Source organism: Azospirillum sp. CT11-132 (assembly GCF_047302835.1).
Lineage (GTDB): Bacteria > Pseudomonadota > Alphaproteobacteria > Azospirillales > Azospirillaceae > Azospirillum.
This window is the reverse complement of record NZ_JBGLZA010000003.1, coordinates 2,675,877-2,693,204: the sequence shown is the minus strand read 5'-3', so window position 1 is coordinate 2,693,204 and position 17,328 is coordinate 2,675,877. Positions and strand designations below refer to the sequence as shown.

Below are 17,328 nucleotides of genomic sequence, written 5' to 3'. Positions count from 1 at the left end.
GCCGACGCCATGACCGACACCGCCCTGCAAGACGCCGCCCGCCTCGCCGAAGCCGTCCGGTCGGGGGACCGGCGGGCGCTGGCGCGGGCGATCACGCTGATCGAATCGACGCGCGCCGACCATCGCGAAACCGCCGACGCGCTGCTGGCGGCGTTGCTGCCCCACACCGGCACCTCGGTGCGACTCGGCATCTCCGGCGTGCCGGGGGTGGGCAAGTCGACCTTCATCGAGGCGTTCGGGCTGCATGTCATCGGGCTGGGACACAAGGTCGCGGTGCTGGCGGTCGATCCGTCGTCGCAGCGCACCGGCGGCTCTATCCTGGGCGACAAGACCCGCATGGTCGATCTGTCGCGCGAGGCCAACGCCTTCATCCGCCCCTCCCCGGCCGGGGCGACGCTGGGCGGCGTGGCCCGACGCACGCGCGAGGCGATGCTGATCTGCGAGGCCGCCGGCTTCGACGTGATCGTGGTGGAGACGGTCGGCGTCGGCCAGTCGGAAACCGCGGTCGCCGACATGGTCGACCTGTTCATGCTGCTGCTGCTCCCGGCCGGCGGCGACGAGCTGCAGGGCATCAAGAAGGGCATCGTCGAGCTGGCCGATCTCGTGGTCGTCAACAAGGCCGACGGCGACCTCGCCGCCACCGCCCGCCACACCGTCGCCGACTATCGCCACGCGCTGGCCCTGCTGCGCCACGGCGACTGGCGGGTGCCGGTGCTCAGCTGCTCCGCCTTCCAGAAGATCGGCATCGACACGGTGTGGCAGACCATCGGCGAGCACAAGGCGCTGACGGAAGCCAACGGCGCCCGCGCCACCCGCAGGGCCGAACAGGCCCGCGCCTGGCTGTGGAGCGAGATCCGCGAGACGCTGATCGACCGCTTCCGCGCCCACCCCGCCGTGCGGGCCGATCTGGCGCGACTCGAGGCGGAGGTGACCGCCGGAACCACCATTCCGGCCGCCGCCGCCCATATCCTGCTGGGGCGCTTCCTCGACCAACCGAGCGAATCATAAGTGGGCCCGGCATAATCCGTTCAGCTTATGCTGCACCGCAACAAATCCGTTGCACCGCACCAACCGTAGGGCTATTCTGCGCCGGGCGGGAAAGGGGCGACGTGTGTCGATTCGGCCTTTGTCGATTCGATGAACATCGCTTGGGCCGGGGTGCCCGCGGTCTCCTGGGGTTACGCCGGAGCGGCCTTTCCGTTTCCGCCAATGTGCCTTTTCCACGGGAGACAACGCCATGACCGCTCAGCCGACCCCCGCCAACGTCCTGAACCTGTTCAAGACCAACGCCCAAACCACCGCGGCCAAGTCCGCCCGCGTCGCCACCCTGGTCCAGGACGGCTACCGCCGCTGGTTCGACGGCGTGACCGCCTCGGTGAACGACGCCAGCCGTCTGGCCGCCGGGCTGGGCAAGGCCCGCACCCCCGCCGATCTGGCGGCGCTGCAGCGCGACTGGCTGTCCACCGCCCAGGCCCGCATGACCGAGAGCGTGCAGGGCTTCTTGGACGTCTCCACCAAGATCGCCGCCGAGATCACCACCCTGCCGACTCCGGCCGCCGATGCCGCTCCGGTTGCCGCGCCCGCTCCGGTCGCATCCCCGAAGGCCGAGGCGCCGAAGCCGACGCTGGTGACGGTCGCCGCCCCGAAGGCCGAGGCGCCGAAGATCGAGGCAAAGGTCGAAGCCCCCGCGCCGGCCCCGGCCGTCGAGGCACCGAAAGCCGCTCCGGCGCCGGCCCCGGTTCCGGTCAAGGCTGCCGAGACCGCTCCGGTCGCCGCCGCCAAGCCGGTCGAGGTTCCGGTGCAGGAACTGGTCGAGACGGTGAAGGCCGAGCAGGCCGCTCCGGCCGCCGCCTTCGCCGAGGAGGTGAAGGCGGCGGCCAAGCCGGCGCCGCGCCGCCAGGCCAAGCCGGTTGCCGCCAAGCCGGCGTCGAAGACCTCCCCCACCGTGAACTGACACCGGTCACGGCAAGATTGGCGCGGCGCGTCTCTTCGCCTGATCGAAGAGGCCGCCGCGCTTCGACTCTCCACCTTTCCGCGACGACTCGGCTTTTGACGGTTTCATCGCGGATCCCGGCTTGACGACGGCGCTTTTGTTCGACTATATAGCGGCCTCCTTCGGGCGGCAGGCCGTCCGTTACCGGGTTTCATTTGCTAAAGTAAAGGATCAGTCCGATGGCACGTCGGTGCTCCGTGACCGGCAAGGGCACGCAGTTTGGCAACAACGTCAGCCACGCCAACAACAAGAATCGCCGCCGCTTCCAGCCGAACCTCCAGGAAACGTCGCTGCTCAGCGACAGCCTGGGGCAGCTGGTGCGTCTGCGCCTCTCGGTGAACGCGATCCGCTCGATCGAGCACAAGGGCGGCCTCGACGCCTTCCTGCTCGATGCGAAGGACGCCGTCCTGAGCCTCGACGCCCGTCGCATCAAGCGCCGGATCGCCAAGGCCCAGGAGAAGCAGCAGGTCGCGGCCTGATAGCTTCCCCGGCATCTGGGGCGCGTTTGGTGTGCTGAGGCGGGGCGCTTGCCGCTCCGCCGACAAGAATTAGGACGCGTACAGGACGATTCCGACTCCCGGTAAGAGAGCGGCGCGCGACATCCGAAAGGGTGCCGCGCGTTTCGTCGTTTCTGGGGGGGGTGCTTCGGCTTCGCGGCGTTAGACCCCCACCTAACCTCCCCCGCTGGGCGGGGGAGGGACTGCCGCCGCTCTCCCGCATCAGCACCAATCCCTTCCCCCGCCCAGCTCTCGCACAAAGCTTTGCTTTGTGCTGACGCGGCAGGCGGACCGGAGGTCCGCTGAGAGCGGGGGAGGGTTAGGGTGGGGGTCTAACTTTCACTCCCCCAACACCTCGTCCGGATCCTCCGCATCCACCACCCGCCGGGCGATCTCGTACCCGAAGCCTGCCCGCCCCAGCGCCGCCATGTCCTTGTCGCGGAGCGCCTCGCGCTGCTCCGGCCGGCGGTACGGCCCCAGCCGCCGCCGCTTCGCCAAAGCCAGCGCCGCCGTCAGGTCCAGATCGGGCCCGACATCCTCGCGCAGGCTGTCCAGCGCCTTGTCGGCCTCGTCGCGGCCGATGCCCTTGCCGGCCAGCTTCTGGGCGATCAGCCGGGTGGAGGCGCCGCGGCGATGGAGGCTCTCCGTCCGCATGCGAGCATAGGTCTCGTCGTTCAGCAGGCCGCTGCGGACATAGCGGGCCAGCAGTTCGTCGATCCAGCGGGCACCCTCCTCGCGGTCGGTGCCGTGCGCCTTGGCCGACAGGTCGACCTTGCGCATCAGCACCCGGCGCAGGTTGGCCGTCGAACTGGCGAAGCGCTCCAGGTAGTGCAGCGCCGCATTCTCCAGATATTGCGGCGTGACGCGCTTCGGCGGCTTTCTGGCCGGGGAAGCGGAACGCTTGTCGTCGGTGTTCATGGCAGTCCCTTCGGAGGCGGCGGTTGCCGGATGGACGGGGGGCACGTACAGTCCGTGGCCTTACACCGGCCGGTTCCCAAAAGGCAGATCGTGACGCGATGACCCTTCCCCTTCCTCCCATGCCGCGCAATGTCGGTACCGTCAACTGGATCGGCCTGTGGACGCTCTACGCACGCGAGGTACGGCGCTTCATCAAGGTGCACCAGCAGACCGTCTGGGCGCCGGTGGTGACGACGCTGCTCTATTACGCGGTGTTCGCCCTGTCGCTCGGGTCGGCGGTGCGGATGGTGGGCGAGACGCCCTATCTGCAATTCCTGGCGCCCGGCCTGATCATGATGGCGATGGTGCAGAACGCCTTCGCCAACACCTCCTCCTCCGTCGTCATCGCCAAGGTCCAGGGCAACATCGTCGACATCCTGATGCCGCCGCTGTCGCCGATGGAACTGGTCAGCGGCTTCGTCTTCGGCGGCATCACCCGCGGCGTCGTGGTCGGTCTGGTGACGGGGCTCGCCATCTGGGCGGTGATCCCGATGCACATGCCGCATCCCGGCTTCGTGCTGTTCCACGCGGTGATGGCGTCGATGCTGCTGTCGCTGCTGGGTCTGGTCGGCGGTGTCTGGTCGGAGAAGTTCGACAACATCGCCGCGGTCACCAACTTCGTGGTGACGCCGCTGTCCTTCCTGTCCGGCACCTTCTATTCGGTCGACACGCTGCCGCCTGTCTTCTGGTGGGTCGCCCATTTCGACCCGTTCTTCTACATGATCGACGGCTTCCGCTACGGCTTCATCGGGGTGTCCGACGGGGCGCGCTGGCTTGGCGTCGCGGTGATGCTGGGCGTGAATGCCGGCCTTTGGTGGCTCGCCTGGCGCATGTTCAAGACCGGATACAAGCTCAAGGCGTAAAGACGCGGCAATCGCCGCGCTTTCCCACCCCTATCCGTTGACAGAACCCATCAATCCCCGGATATTTGCCGTTCCCGGCGGTCAGGCATGGCCGCCGGATTTTCCATTTTTGGAGTCCAAAGCCGTGATCCCCGTCGTTATGCCCACATACGCCCGCGCCGACGTCGTGTTCGAGCGCGGTGAAGGTCCGTATCTCTACGCGACCGACGGGCGACGATTCCTCGACTTCGCCGCCGGCGTCGCGGTGAACGCGCTGGGTCACGCGCACCCCTATCTGGTCGAAAAGCTGACCGAGCAGGCGAAGAAGCTGTGGCACACCTCCAACCTGTTCCGGGTCGCCGGACAGGAGAGCCTGGGCAAGCGCCTGACCGAGGTGACCTTCGCCGACACCGTGTTCTTCACGAACTCCGGTGCGGAAGCGTGGGAATGCGGTGCCAAGGCCGTCCGCAAGTACCACTATGACTCCGGCAACCCGCAGAAGAACCGCATCATCACCTTCGAGCAGGCCTTCCACGGCCGCACGCTGGGCGCCATCTCGGCCGCCAAGCAGGAGAAGCTGGTGCACGGCTTCGACCCGCTGCTGGACGGCTTCGATCAGGTGCCGTTCGGAGACCTCGACGCCGTGCGCGCCGCGATCACGCCGCAGACCGGCGGAATCTGCGTCGAGCCGATCCAGGGCGAGGGCGGCATCCGCGCCGGCTCCGTGGAGTTCCTGCGCGGCCTGCGTGCGCTGTGCGACGAGCATGGCCTGCTGCTGTTCCTGGACGAGATCCAGTGCGGCATGGGCCGCACCGGCAAGCTGTTCGCGCATGAATGGGCCGGCATCACCCCGGACGTCATGTGCGTCGCCAAGGGCATCGGCGGCGGCTTCCCGCTCGGCGCCTGCCTTGCGACGGAGCGTGCGGCGTCGGGCATGACCGCCGGCACCCACGGCTCGACCTATGGCGGCAACCCGCTGGCGACCGCCGTCGGCAACGCCGTGCTGGACGTCATGCTGGCGCCGGGCTTCCTGGACACCGTCCAGCAGACCTCGGCCTCTCTGCGCGGCCGTCTGGAAGAGCTGGTCGCCAAGTATCCGTCGCTGTTCCTGGAAATGCGTGGCCAGGGCCTGATGCTGGGCCTGAAGCTGGGCCAGCCGGTCGGCGAGGTGGTGACGAAGCTGCGCGCCAACGGCCTGCTGTCGGTCCCGGCCGGCGACAATGTGGTGCGGCTGCTGCCGCCCCTGAACATCGGCGAAGCCGAAGTGAACGAAGCCGTCGCGATTCTCGACCGGACGGCGCAGGAGTGCGTGGGATGAGCGGCGACAATAACAACAACACGGTCCGGCATTTTCTCGACATCGACCGGCTGGACGGCGCCACCCTGCGCCGTCTGCTCGACCATGCCGTCCGCATCAAGGCCGACCTGAAGAAGGACCGGCTGGCCCATTCCACCCTGCTGGCCGGCCGTTCGCTGGCCCTGATCTTCGAGAAGCCCTCGACCCGCACCCGCGTGTCGTTCGAGGTCGGCATGCAGCAGTTCGGCGGCAGCGTCGTGGTGCTGAAGCCCGACGACATGCAGTTGGGCCGCGGCGAGACCATCGGCGACACCGCCCGCGTGCTGTCCCGATTCGTCGACGCCGTGATGGTCCGCACCACCGGCGAGGAGCGGGTGCATGAGTTGGCGGCCCATGCCAGCATCCCGATCATCAACGGCCTGACCGACCAGACCCACCCCTGCCAGATCATGGCCGACCTGATGACCTTCGAGGAGCATCGCGGTCCGATCAACGGCCGGACGGTCGCCTGGATCGGCGACTGCAACAACGTCGCGGTCAGCTGGGCGCACGCCGCCGTCCGCTTCGGCTTCGAACTGCGTCTGGCCTGCCCGACCGTCTACGGCCCGTCGCCGGAGCTGCTGGCCTGGGCGGAGCGCGAGGGCACCGGCCGTCTGGTCGTCACCGAGTCGCCGGAAGAGGCGGTGCGCGGGGTGGAGTGCGTCATCACCGACGCCTGGGCCTCGATGCACAACACCGACGTGGACGAGCGCGCGGCGATCCTCACTCCCTATCAGGTGAACGAGGCGCTGATGGCGCACGCCCATCCGGATGCGCTGTTCATGCATTGCCTGCCGGCCCACCGGAACGAGGAAGTGACCGACGGCGTGATCGACGGCCGCCATTCGGTGGTCTGGGACGAGGCGGAAAACCGCCTGCACGCCCAGAAGGCCATCCTCGGCTGGTGCATGGGCGTTCTGGATTGAGCGTAGGTTAGACCCCCACCTAACCTCCCCCGCTGGGCGGGGGAGGGTCAGGGTGGGGGCCTAACCTCCCCACACCCACAGGCCACCCCCATGCATGGGTGCCCTGCCGATCTTGATTCGGCCGCTCGCCGCCCCGATCTTCGGCCCTACGCCTGCATAACCGGTCTCTGTCTTAAGGAATCCGCCCTATGGACGATCCGTCCGTCCGCCCGCTCACCGATGATTTCGTCCTGCCGTTCCAGATCGAGGCGTCGCGCCTGCGCGGCCGCGTCGTCAAGCTGGGGCCGGCGATCGACGAGATCCTGACCCGCCACGACTATCCGCCCACCGTCGCCCGCTTCCTGGCGGAGACGGCGACGCTGGCCGTGCTGCTCGCCAGCATGCTGAAGTACGAGGGCATCTTCACGCTGCAGACCAAGGGCGACGGGCCGATCCGCCTGATGGTGGCCGACGTCACCTCGGTCGGCGACGTGCGCGCCTATGCCCAGTTCGATCCGGAAGCCCTGGCCAAGGCCGAGCGGGACGTCGACATCGCTCCGGCCGCGGCGCTGCTCGGCAAGGGCTACATCGCCTTCACGGTGGACCAGGGTCAGGACACCGACCGCTACCAGGGCATCGTCGAGCTGTACGGCAAGACGCTGACCGACTGCGTCCAGCACTACTTCCGCCAGTCCGAGCAGATCGACACCGGCCTGACCGTCTCGGTCGACCGCGAGGTGAAGCCGGACGGCACGCCCGGCCAGTGGCGCACCGGCGGCATCATGATCCAGCGCCTACCGCAGGAACAGGGTCTGGTCGCGTCCGACAAGGAAGACGACTGGCGCCGCGCCATGGTGCTGATGGCCAGCGTCACCGGCGACGAGCTGCTGTCGACCGATCTCGCCGCGTCCGACCTGCTCTACCGCCTGTTCCACGAGGACGGCGTGCGGATCTATGAGGGCCATGCGCTGCGCTTCGGCTGCCGCTGCTCGCGCGAGCGGGTGGAGACCATGCTGCGCAGCCTGCCCCGCGAAGAGGTGCAGGAGTTGAAGATCGACGACGGCCGGGTCGAGGTGACCTGCCAGTTCTGCTCGACCGACTACCACTTCACCGACGCGGACCTCGACCGCGTGTATGGACCCGCCTCCTGACGGGGAATAGGGTCAGACACCAGCGCGTTCATGGGGGCGCGGCGGCCGCGCCGCGCCCCTTTCCTTTTCCAGTAACCCAGGTTGCCGAACGCAGCCCAAGAACCGGAGCCCCCATGCTGTCGCGCCGCTTTGCCCTCGCCGCCGGAATGGCCACCCTCCTGCTTGCCGCCTGCCAGAGCGCGCCGCCGCGGCCGGCGCCGCGGCCGGTCGATTTCTCCAATTTCGGGCCGATCGTGCTGAATGCCGGCACCATCGACGTGGTCGACGCCTACCGCCCGGTTGGCGGCAAGCATGTGGAGAACCGCTCCGCCGTTCCGCCGGTCGAGGCGGTGCGGCGCTGGGCGGCGGAGCGGCTGCAGGCGGCCGGCGGGCCGGGGCGCGTGCGCGTCACCATCCGCGACGCCAGCATCGTCGAGGTGCCCCTGCCCACCAAGAAGGGTCTCACCGGCTATTTCACCAACGACCAGGCCCAGCGCTATGACGGCCGGATCGAGGTGGAGATCGCCGGCGAGGTGCCGGACACCGGCAGCGGCGGCTTCCGCGGCGTGACCCGCTCCACCGTCACCCACTCCACCACCGTGGCGGAGAACATCTCGCTGGCCGATCGCGAGGCGACTTTCCTCGACATCACCCGCCGGATGATGGAGGACCTGAACGCCCGCCTCGACGCCGGCATCCGCAAGGATCTGGCGCCGATGGTCCGGCGCTGAGCCCATTGCGGCAGTTGGCCCGGCCCTTGCGATGGGCACTCGACCTTTCGTCAGAACGGAGAGTGCCCATGCCGAAATTCGACCTCTACGTCGTCAGGCCGCCGGAGGGATCGGCCACAATCACCGCCATCCCCGAGGAAAAACAGCGGGCGTCCCAGGCGGCGCTCCGCAACCTCAGCCGCTCCGGCTGCGTGGTGAAGTCCTTGGGCGACATCGATCTGTCCTTCGTCAAGAAGTCGGAGGCGCAGATCAAGCTGGAACTGGCGGTGCGGCAGATGTTCGCCGCCTCCGCCTACAAGCCGCCGGTTTCCATCGTGTGGTGAAGACCGGCCGATAGCGGCATGAGGCGGTCGGCTTTCGGGCGGGGGCGGCACAAACTGCCCCCGCCCGCCGCCCGCAGGAAATTTCCGGCCGGCAAACTCTGCCCGTCCTGATTCGCCCTAAATCTCCAGCTGCATGCCCAGCTCGACCACCCGGTTGGGCGGGATGCAGAAATATTCCGACGCGCTGGACGACAGCTTCGACAGGAAAATGAACAGCGGTTCCTGCCAGCGCGGCAGGCCGGATTTGCCGTGGGTGCGGATCAGCGTCTCGCGGCTGACGAAATAGGTGGTTTCCATCGGCTCGAACGGCAGTCCCGGGATGCGCCGGATCTCCAGCGCCTGCGGAATGTCGGGCTCGTCCTTGAAGCCGAAATGGACGATCAGCCGGAAGAAGCCGGCGGACAGCGCCTTCAACTCGAAACGCTGGTCGTCCGGCACATGGGGCACGTCCTCGATGTCGACGGTCAACAGCACGACCCGTTGGTGCAGCACCTTGTAGTGCTTCAGGCTGTGCAGCAGCCCCGGCGGCAGGCCGCGCGGGTTGCCGGTCAGGAAGACGGCGGTGCCCGGCACCCGCTGCACCGACCCGCCCTTCAGCCGCTCCAGCAGCATGTCGAAGGGCAGCGCGTCCTCGGCCAGCCGCTTGCGCACAACCTCGCGCCCGCGCCGCCACGTGGCCATCAGCAGGAAGACCATCGCGCCGACCACAAGCGGGAACCAGCCGCCCTCCTCCACCTTGATCAGATTGGACAGGAAGAAGGCGAGATCGACCGACAGGAACACCACCAGCGCCAGCACCGCCTGCCACAGCTTCCAGCGGCCGAGCGAGCGCGCCACCTTGTAGGCCAGCAGCGTGGTCGCCACCATCGTGCCGGTCACCGCGATGCCATAGGCGGCGGCGAGGTTGCTGGAGGTCTGGAAGCTCAGCACCAGCACGATGACCCCGGCCAGCAGCAGCCATGTCAGCTGCGGCATGTAGATCTGCCCCTTCTCATGCTCCGAGGTATGCATCACCTCCATCCGCGGCAGGTAGCGCAGATGCATCGCCTGCAGCGTCACCGAATAGGCGCCGGAGATCACCGCCTGCCCGGCGATGATGGTGGCGGCGGTCGCCAGCAGCAGAAGCGGCACCTGCGCCCAGTCCGGCGCCAGATGGAAGAAGGGGTTCTCGATCGCCTCCGGTTCGTGCAGCAGCAGGGCGCCCTGGCCGAAATAGCACAGCAGCAGCGACGGCAGCACGATGACGTACCAGGCGCCGCGGATCGGCTTGCGGCCGAAATGGCCCATGTCGGCATAGAGCGCCTCCGCCCCGGTCACCGCCAGCACCACCGCACCCAGCAGCAGGAAGCCGTGCCAGCCGTGGTTGAACAGCATCTCCACCGCATGGCCGGGCCACACCGCTCCCAGCACACCCGGATAGCGGATGATCTGCCCGATGCCCAGCGCCGCCAGCGTCAGGAACCAGACCATCATCACCGGGCCGAACAGCTTGCCGACCTTCTCCGTCCCGAACCGCTGCAGGACGAACAGACCGACCAGGATGGTCAGCGTGATCGGAATGACGTAGCTGTCCAGGGCGGGGGCGACGACATGCAGCCCCTCCACCGCGCTCAGCACCGAGATGGCGGGGGTGATGAGGCTGTCGCCGTAGAACAGCGAGGCGCCCATCACGCCGATCGCCATGACCATCCCGGTCCGCCGGTGGCCCGGCCGCATGCCGCGCAGAGCCAGCGCGGTCAGCGCCAGGATGCCGCCCTCGCCCTGGTTGTCGGCGCGCATGATGAAGACGACGTATTTCACCGTCACCGTGATGATCAGCGCCCAGAAGATCAGAGACAGCACACCCAGGATGACCTCGGGCGTCAGTGGGAAGCCGCCGCCCTCGGTCAGGCATTCGCGCAGCGTGTAGAGCGGGCTGGTGCCGATGTCGCCATAGACGACACCCAGCGCCCCCAGCGCGAGCGCGCGCAGCTTCGCCGCATGCTCCCGCCCGTCCATGCTTGCTTCCATACCCGGTCCGCTCCGATCGTTTCGTACACACGGCCATGCCTAAGGTGGCTTGGCGTCGCCACGCAAGCCCTGAATGGCGAAACGCGCCACCGGCCCGACCGATCCGCCAACAAATGCGCCGCCGGATCTAGGGCCAAATATGCCGCACATGATTCGAAACGATGTAGGCCGGGCGCGGCACTCGGCACCGTTGCATCGACGGCGGCGGCGTGGTTCTATCCTTACGTGTACCGTGGACAGTTCCGAGCCGGCAGCCATGTCCAATGATCTCCTGTTCGCCTCGGACGAGTCTCCCGACCCGCGGAATTCCTCCGCCGCAGCGGATGCCGCCGATCCCGGCGCTCCTCCCTGGCTGGTGCTGGTCGCCGACGACGAGCCGGAGGTGCATGCCGTCACCCGGCTGGCGCTCGCCCGGCTGCGCTTCCGCGACCGTCCCGTCCGCCTGCTCGACTGCGCCAGCGCGGCGGAGGCGGAGCGCATCCTGCGCGACACCCCGGACATCGCCGTCATCCTGCTCGACGTGGTGATGGAGACCGAGGATGCCGGCCTGCAGCTGGTCCGCCGCATCCGCCAGGATCTGGGCAACCGTGCCGTCCGCATCGTCCTGCGCACCGGCCAGCCGGCCCGCGTGCCGGAGGAGGATCTGGTCCTCGCCTATGAGATCGACGGCTATACCGCGAAGACGGAACTGACGGCGCGCCGCCTGTTCACCAGCGTGGTCACGGCACTCCGCGCCTATGCCGAGCTGGCGGATCTCGAACGCCGCCTCGCCGAGCGCAGCCGCGCGCTGGAGGAGGCGACCGTCCGCCTGAACCGCATGGCGACGCTGGACCCGCTGACCGGCGTGTGGAACCGCCGCCGCTTCCTGGAGCTGGCGGCGGCGGAGCTGGCGCGGGCGCGCCGCTATGGCCGGCATCTCGGCGTCTTCCTGCTCGACCTCGACGGCTTCAAGGCGGTCAACGACACCCATGGCGACGCCGCCGGCGATGCGGTCCTGCGCGCGGTGGTGAAGCGGGTGCGGGCGGCGCTGCGCATCTCCGACCACATCGCCCGCTCCGGCGGGGCGGAGTTCGTGGTGCTTCTGCCGGAAACCGACGGGGCCGGCACCGCCGTGGTGGCGGAACGGGTGCGCGCAGCCCTGGCCGACAGCCCCATCCTGCTGGAGGAGCGGGCGATCCCCGTCACCGCCAGCATCGGCGTGGCCGACTGGCTGCCCAGTGAACCCGGCGTCGAACAGACCCTGCACCGCGCCGAACATGCGCTGCACGCCGCCAAACAGGCTGGTCGCAACCGGGTGGAACGGGCGGAGGGATAAGGCATGCGTCCCCTACCGGCATGTTTCATGTGAAATATCGTTACAGCGCCGCGATTGAACCACGGCAAGCGAGGGGGTACTCCTTAGGGTCGGAAGCATCCACCCGGATTGCATTCCCGATCGGGGACTCGCACATGTGGCAGGACTATACCAACGCGCTGATCACCGCCTTCGGGTTGTCGGGGCTGGGGTTCGGCATCGGCAAGCTCGTCATCGTGCTCGGCGAACGCGCGATCGAACGCCGCCACGGGTCGGAGGGGGTGCGCGACGTCATCGCCCGCCGCGCCAAGATGGAGACGAAGTTCGAAGCCCGCCGCGGTGACCGCATCCGCGAGTTGAAGGAACTGGACGGCGCAGTCGAGGATGTGCTGCGCCGCCGCAAGGTGATGGAACGCCAGATCGAGGATGCGCGCCAATCCGGCGAACGGCTGGTCCGCCTGGTCGGCGAGGAGGTCCAGGGCAGTCCCTGCTACGTCGCCATGGTCGTGAACAAATATGTCGGCACCGGCGCCGTCCAGCAGAGCCAGCACGCATTGGTCGACCCGAGCTGGGCGCAGCCGCAGATGATCGAGGTGTGGGCGCGCTCGATGGCGGAAGCGCGGACCGAGATCGAGCGGCGCTATCCGCCCGCCTTCGGCTATGCGGTGACGCGGATGCAGGAGTTCCTGTCCGCCGACACGCCGGTCGCCAAAGCGAGCTGAGACAGAGGACGCGCCATGGACAGCATCCCCTACATCTTCGCCGGCCTGGTCGGCCTCGCCTCGCTGGCGGTGTCGCTGCTGTTGGCTCTGCGCCGCCTGAAGACGTCGGAGGAGCGGATCGCCACCGCCGTCTCGCGCAAGCAGGCGCAGGTGGAGCGGATCAAGAAGATCGCCCGAGTCACGCTGCAGCAGGCCCGCGACCTGCGCGACGCCCGCCGCCGCAAGGCGATGGCCGAGCTGGGCTGCGAGGATCTCGAACAGCGCCTGAAGGCCGCCGGCGCCGCCGACCGCCGCATCTATGTGCTGGACGACCGCCGCACCCAGAAGGACCAGGGCTGGCTTCTGCGGGTGGTCAACATCGAATACGCCTCCCGCGTCAACGCCAGCCTCACCCCCACCGCGCTGGACAGCTGGAAGCGCGGCCGGCGCTTTCTGGTCTGGGCACTGGACGAGAAGAAGGCCCGCGAAAAGGTCAACGCCCGCTTCCCGGAGAACAAGGGCTTCGCGGTCATGGGCGTGGAGTCCTACTTGGGGTGAGTTTCGGCTTCGATCGCCCCCACCCTGACCCTCCCCCGCTCTCAGCGGACCTACGGTCCGCCTGTCGCGTCAGCACAAAGCGAAGCTTTGTGCGAGAGCTGGGCGGGGGAGGGGATTAAGCGCTTGTTTGAAAAGGCAGCGGCAGTCCCTCCCCCGCCCAGCGGGGGAGGTTAGGTGGGGGCAATCGAAGCCAACACTTCTCCGCCACAATAATGACACCAATCCCATTTTCGGACTATCATCCCCGCGCGCACCCATCCACGCGCGCCGGGGAGCCTTGCCATGATCCGTTACGCCGAGTTGCAGGTCGCCACCAACTTCAGCTTTCTGGAGGGGGCTTCGCACGCTGACGAGCTGGCGATGACCGCGGCGGCGCTCGGGCTGGCGGCGGTGGGGGTGACGGACCGCAATTCGCTGGCCGGCGTGGTGCAGATGCATGCGGCGGCGAAGAAGGCGGGCATCCGGGCGCTGATCGGCTGCCGGCTGGACCTGACCGACGCCGACAGCCTGCTGGCCTACCCGACCGACCGCGCCGCCTATGCCCGGCTGTCGCGGCTGCTGACCCTGGGCAAGATGCGGGCGCCGAAGGGCGAGTGCTTCATCGCCCGCGCCGACGTGCTGGCCCATGCCGAGGGCATGCTGTTCCTGCTGCTCGGCCCCCACCAGCGCGCCGGCCAGTCTGCCGAGTCGTTCCTGCGCGAACTGCGCGCCTGGCGCGGCGGGCTGGCGCGCGGGCAGCTCTATCTGGCGGCGAGCCACCGCTACCAGGGCGACGATTCCCGGCGGCTGCGCTGGCTGACCGGGCTGGCGGAGGCGGAGGGAGTGCCGCTGGTCGCCACCAACGACGTGCTCTATCATGGCGCCGGCCGGCGGGCGCTGGCCGACGTGATGACCTGCATCCGCCACCACACCACCATCGACGAGGCCGGCTGGCGGCTGTCCGCCAATGCCGAGCGCCACCTGAAACCGGCCGTCGAGATGGTGCGCCTGTTCCGCGACCACCCCGACGCCGTCGCCCGCACTCTGGAGATCGCCGAGGCCTGCCGCTTCTCGCTGGACGAGTTGCGCTATGAATATCCCGACGAAGTGGCGGAGGGCCGCGATCCGCAGGACACGCTGGTGACGCTGACCTGGGAGGGGGGCGCAAGACTGTATCCCGGCGGCATCCCCGACAAGGTCCGCGCCGCCGTCAAGCATGAGTTGGCCTTGATCGGGGAGCTGCGCTACGCCCCCTATTTCCTGACCGTCCACGACATCGTCCGATTCGCGCGGAGCCAGGGCATCCTCTGCCAGGGGCGCGGCAGTGCGGCCAACTCCGCCGTCTGCTACTGCCTGGGCATCACGTCGGTCGATCCGACCGAGGTCGATCTGCTGTTCGAGCGCTTCATCTCCACCGCCCGCGGCGAGCCCCCCGACATCGACGTCGATTTCGAACATGAGCGGCGCGAGGAGGTGATCCAGTACATCTACAGGAAGTACGGCCGCGCCCGCGCCGGCCTGACCGCCACCGTCATCCGCTACCGCGCCCGCAGCGCCCTGCGCGAGGTCGGCAAGGCGATGGGGTTGTCGGCCGATCTGGTGGCGCGGCTGACCGGCTCCATCTGGGGCTGGAGCCGCGACGGCGTCGACGAGGAGCGCGCCCGCTCGCTCGGCGTCGATCCCGATGATCCAAGGCTCAAGCGCACGCTGGAACTGGCTCAGGAGCTGATCGGCTTTCCCCGCCATCTGTCGCAGCATGTCGGCGGCTTCGTCATCACCCGTGGCCCGCTGTCGGATCTCTGCCCCGTCGCCAATGCGGCGATGGAGGATCGCAGCACCATCGAATGGGACAAGGACGACATCGACGCGCTGGGCATCCTGAAGGTCGACGTGCTGGCGCTGGGCATGCTGACCTGCATCCATCGCGCCTTCGACCTGATCGAGCAGGTGCACGGGCAACGCTGGACGCTGGACAGCCTGCCCAAGGAGGATCCGGCGGTCTACGAGATGCTGGGGCGGGCCGACAGCTTGGGTGTCTTCCAGGTCGAAAGCCGGGCGCAGATGAGCATGCTGCCCCGGCTGAAGCCCAAGAAATTTTACGATCTGGTGATCGAGGTCGCCATCGTCCGCCCCGGCCCGATCCAGGGCGGCATGGTCCATCCCTACCTGCGCCGCCGCAGCGGGGCAGAGGACATCACTTACCCGATGCCGAAGCTGGAGCCGGTCCTCTACAAGACGTTGGGCGTGCCGCTGTTCCAGGAGCAGGCGATGAAGGTCGCCATGGTCGGCGCCGGCTTCACCGCCGAGGAGGCCGACCAGCTGCGCCGCGCCATGGCCGCCTTCCGCAAGACCGGAAAGGTCCAGCTGTTCCACGACAAGTTCATCGCCGGCATGATCGCCAACGGCTGTGACCCCACCTTCGCCGAGCGCTGTTTCCAGCAGATCGAGGGGTTCGGCGAGTACGGCTTCCCGGAAAGCCACGCCGCCAGCTTCGCCCTGCTGGTCTATGTCTCCGCCTGGATCAAGCGCCACCACCCCGCCATCTTCGCCGCCGCCCTGCTGAACAGCCAGCCCATGGGCTTCTACGCCCCGGCGCAGATCGTCCGCGATGCAAAGGAGCACGGCGTGACGGTGCTGCCGCCGGATGTGAACCTGTCGGGCTGGGATTGTGCGGTGGAATATGCGCCCTCTCCCGCCCTACACCAGTCCCTTCTCCCCCCCGGGGAGAAGGTTAGGATGAGGGGGTTCGGCGCAGCCGAAGAGATCCACACCACGCATCCCCCTCACCCCGACCCTCTCCCCAGGGGGGAGAGGGGGAATCTCGGAGAGGGCACTTCCCACCTCCGCCTCGGCCTCCGCCTCATCAAGGGCTTCACCGAGTCGCACGCCGACGCCATCGTCCTCTCCCGCGCCGGCGGCTACCGCGACCCCTACGACCTGTGGCGCCGTGCGCGTCTGCCGGTCGCGGCGTTGGAAAAGCTCGCCAAGGCAGACGCCTTCCGCTCCGTCGGGCTCGACCGCCGGGCGGCGCTGTGGGCGGTGCGGGCGCTGGGCGACCAGCCGCTGCCGCTCTTCGCCCGCCTCGACGGCCCGATGGCGGAGGAACCCGAAGCCCCCCTGCCCGCCATGGCGCTCGGCGAACATGTGGTGATGGATTACACCAGCCTGTCCCTGTCGCTGAAGGCCCACCCTCTGTCGCTGCTGCGCGACGGCCTGCCCGGCATCACCCCGGCGGAGCGGCTTGCCCAGGCCCGCGACGGCCGGCGCCTGACCACCGCCGGCCTCGTCCTGGTGCGCCAGCGGCCGGGCAGCGCCGAGGGCGTCGTCTTCATCACGCTGGAGGACGAGACCGGGGTCGCCAACCTCGTCGTCATGCCGGATGCCTTCGAAACCTTCCGCCGCCCGATCATGACCGCCCGGCTGATGGCCGCCACCGGCCGGGTGCAGAACCAGGAGGGCGTCGTCCATCTGCGGGTGGAATCGCTGATCGACCTGACCCACCGGCTGGCCGAACTGACCGGCGAGGACCGCCATACCGAAAGACCATTTCCCAAGGGCCGCAATTTTCATTGAAGGAGCTGATTGCTCCTGACATCACGCTGTCAGGAGGGGGTGTGCTATCAAGGGGACGTGCCGGCACGAACCACGAACATCCCACTCCCTTCTGTCAGGAGCCAATCCGATGAACATCCCGCACGTCGTCACCTGGTTCGAGATTCCCGTCACCGACCTCGCCCGCGCCGTCGGCTTCTACGAGACCGTCTTCGCCGCCAAGATGGTCCAGGAACCCTGCCCCAGCGGCATGACCATGGCCGTCTTCCCGGCCGAGGGCACCGCCGTCAAGGGCTGCCTGATCAAGCACGAGGCCTGCAAGCCCAGCGCCGACGGCACCACCGTCTACCTGAACGGCGGCGAAGACCTGTCCGCCCCGCTGGCCCGTGCCGAGCAGGCCGGCGCCACCATCGTCGTGCCGAAGACGCTGATCACCCCCGAGATCGGCTATTTCGCCCAGTTCATCGACAGCGAGGGCAACCGCGTCGGCCTCTATTCGATGCACTGACACGTCTGACCG

General features: G+C 68.4%; 16 protein-coding genes. 14 read left to right on the top strand and 2 right to left on the bottom strand.

Annotated features, from left to right (window positions below):
- Positions 1-9: 9 nt before the first annotated feature.
- From meaB to rpmB, 3 genes are all read left to right on the top strand, one after another.
- The gene (gene meaB / locus ACCD06_RS18695; protein ID WP_413342404.1) at positions 10-1,008 is read left to right on the top strand and encodes a methylmalonyl Co-A mutase-associated GTPase MeaB; all 999 of its coding nucleotides are present in this window, start codon (positions 10-12) and stop codon (positions 1,006-1,008) included.
- A 229-nt stretch (positions 1,009-1,237) separates the two neighbouring features.
- Positions 1,238-1,954, top strand: coding sequence for a phasin family protein (locus ACCD06_RS18690; protein ID WP_413342402.1), 717 nt, complete (start codon positions 1,238-1,240; stop codon positions 1,952-1,954).
- A 218-nt stretch (positions 1,955-2,172) separates the two neighbouring features.
- Positions 2,173-2,472, top strand: coding sequence for a 50S ribosomal protein L28 (rpmB, locus tag ACCD06_RS18685; RefSeq protein ID WP_042696295.1), 300 nt, complete (start codon positions 2,173-2,175; stop codon positions 2,470-2,472).
- 357 nt (positions 2,473-2,829) lie between these two features.
- On the opposite strand, the gene ACCD06_RS18680 is transcribed toward rpmB, so the two are convergent.
- Complete coding sequence (locus ACCD06_RS18680; RefSeq protein ID WP_413342399.1) at positions 2,830-3,408, bottom strand: regulatory protein RecX; 579 nt, start codon at positions 3,406-3,408, stop codon at positions 2,830-2,832.
- A gap of 98 nt (positions 3,409-3,506) precedes the next feature.
- Here ACCD06_RS18680 and ACCD06_RS18675 point away from each other — a divergent pair, with 98 nt between their 5' ends.
- From ACCD06_RS18675 to ACCD06_RS18650, 6 genes are all read left to right on the top strand, one after another.
- On the top strand, positions 3,507-4,310 hold the full coding sequence (locus tag ACCD06_RS18675) for an ABC transporter permease (protein WP_109073704.1): 804 nt from the start codon (positions 3,507-3,509) through the stop codon (positions 4,308-4,310).
- Positions 4,311-4,434: 124 nt separating this feature from the next.
- Positions 4,435-5,607, top strand: a complete 1,173-nt coding sequence (locus tag ACCD06_RS18670) for an aspartate aminotransferase family protein (RefSeq protein ID WP_413342397.1) — start codon at positions 4,435-4,437, stop codon at positions 5,605-5,607.
- The gene (gene argF, locus ACCD06_RS18665; protein WP_413342395.1) at positions 5,604-6,551 is read left to right on the top strand and encodes an ornithine carbamoyltransferase; all 948 of its coding nucleotides are present in this window, start codon (positions 5,604-5,606) and stop codon (positions 6,549-6,551) included. The genes ACCD06_RS18670 and argF overlap by 4 nt, the downstream gene beginning before the upstream one ends.
- A gap of 188 nt (positions 6,552-6,739) precedes the next feature.
- Positions 6,740-7,681: an Hsp33 family molecular chaperone gene (locus ACCD06_RS18660; protein WP_413342393.1), complete on the top strand. Its 942-nt coding sequence runs from the start codon at positions 6,740-6,742 to the stop codon at positions 7,679-7,681.
- A 113-nt stretch (positions 7,682-7,794) separates the two neighbouring features.
- Positions 7,795-8,391, top strand: coding sequence for a hypothetical protein (locus ACCD06_RS18655; RefSeq protein WP_109073708.1), 597 nt, complete (start codon positions 7,795-7,797; stop codon positions 8,389-8,391).
- Positions 8,392-8,459: 68 nt separating this feature from the next.
- Positions 8,460-8,714 (top strand): hypothetical protein, encoded by a 255-nt coding sequence (locus tag ACCD06_RS18650; protein WP_413342391.1) that lies wholly within the window; start codon positions 8,460-8,462, stop codon positions 8,712-8,714.
- A 117-nt stretch (positions 8,715-8,831) separates the two neighbouring features.
- On the opposite strand, the gene ACCD06_RS18645 is transcribed toward ACCD06_RS18650, so the two are convergent.
- Positions 8,832-10,724 (bottom strand): potassium transporter Kup, encoded by a 1,893-nt coding sequence (locus ACCD06_RS18645; protein ID WP_109073710.1) that lies wholly within the window; start codon positions 10,722-10,724, stop codon positions 8,832-8,834.
- Positions 10,725-10,980: 256 nt separating this feature from the next.
- On the opposite strand from ACCD06_RS18645, the gene ACCD06_RS18640 reads away from it, so the two are divergent.
- The 5 genes from ACCD06_RS18640 to ACCD06_RS18620 all read left to right on the top strand — a co-directional run bounded on the left by ACCD06_RS18640 (position 10,981) and on the right by ACCD06_RS18620 (position 17,316).
- The gene (locus tag ACCD06_RS18640) at positions 10,981-12,039 is read left to right on the top strand and encodes a diguanylate cyclase (protein ID WP_413342388.1); all 1,059 of its coding nucleotides are present in this window, start codon (positions 10,981-10,983) and stop codon (positions 12,037-12,039) included.
- Positions 12,040-12,173: 134 nt separating this feature from the next.
- Positions 12,174-12,740, top strand: a complete 567-nt coding sequence (locus ACCD06_RS18635) for a hypothetical protein (protein ID WP_109073712.1) — start codon at positions 12,174-12,176, stop codon at positions 12,738-12,740.
- A 15-nt stretch (positions 12,741-12,755) separates the two neighbouring features.
- Complete coding sequence (locus tag ACCD06_RS18630; RefSeq protein WP_413342386.1) at positions 12,756-13,277, top strand: hypothetical protein; 522 nt, start codon at positions 12,756-12,758, stop codon at positions 13,275-13,277.
- A 282-nt stretch (positions 13,278-13,559) separates the two neighbouring features.
- Entirely contained in the window at positions 13,560-16,829 is a 3,270-nt protein-coding gene (locus ACCD06_RS18625) for an error-prone DNA polymerase (RefSeq protein WP_413342384.1), read from the top strand.
- Between the two features lie 109 nt (positions 16,830-16,938).
- The gene (locus ACCD06_RS18620; RefSeq protein WP_413342382.1) at positions 16,939-17,316 is read left to right on the top strand and encodes a VOC family protein; all 378 of its coding nucleotides are present in this window, start codon (positions 16,939-16,941) and stop codon (positions 17,314-17,316) included.
- Positions 17,317-17,328 lie beyond the last annotated feature (12 nt).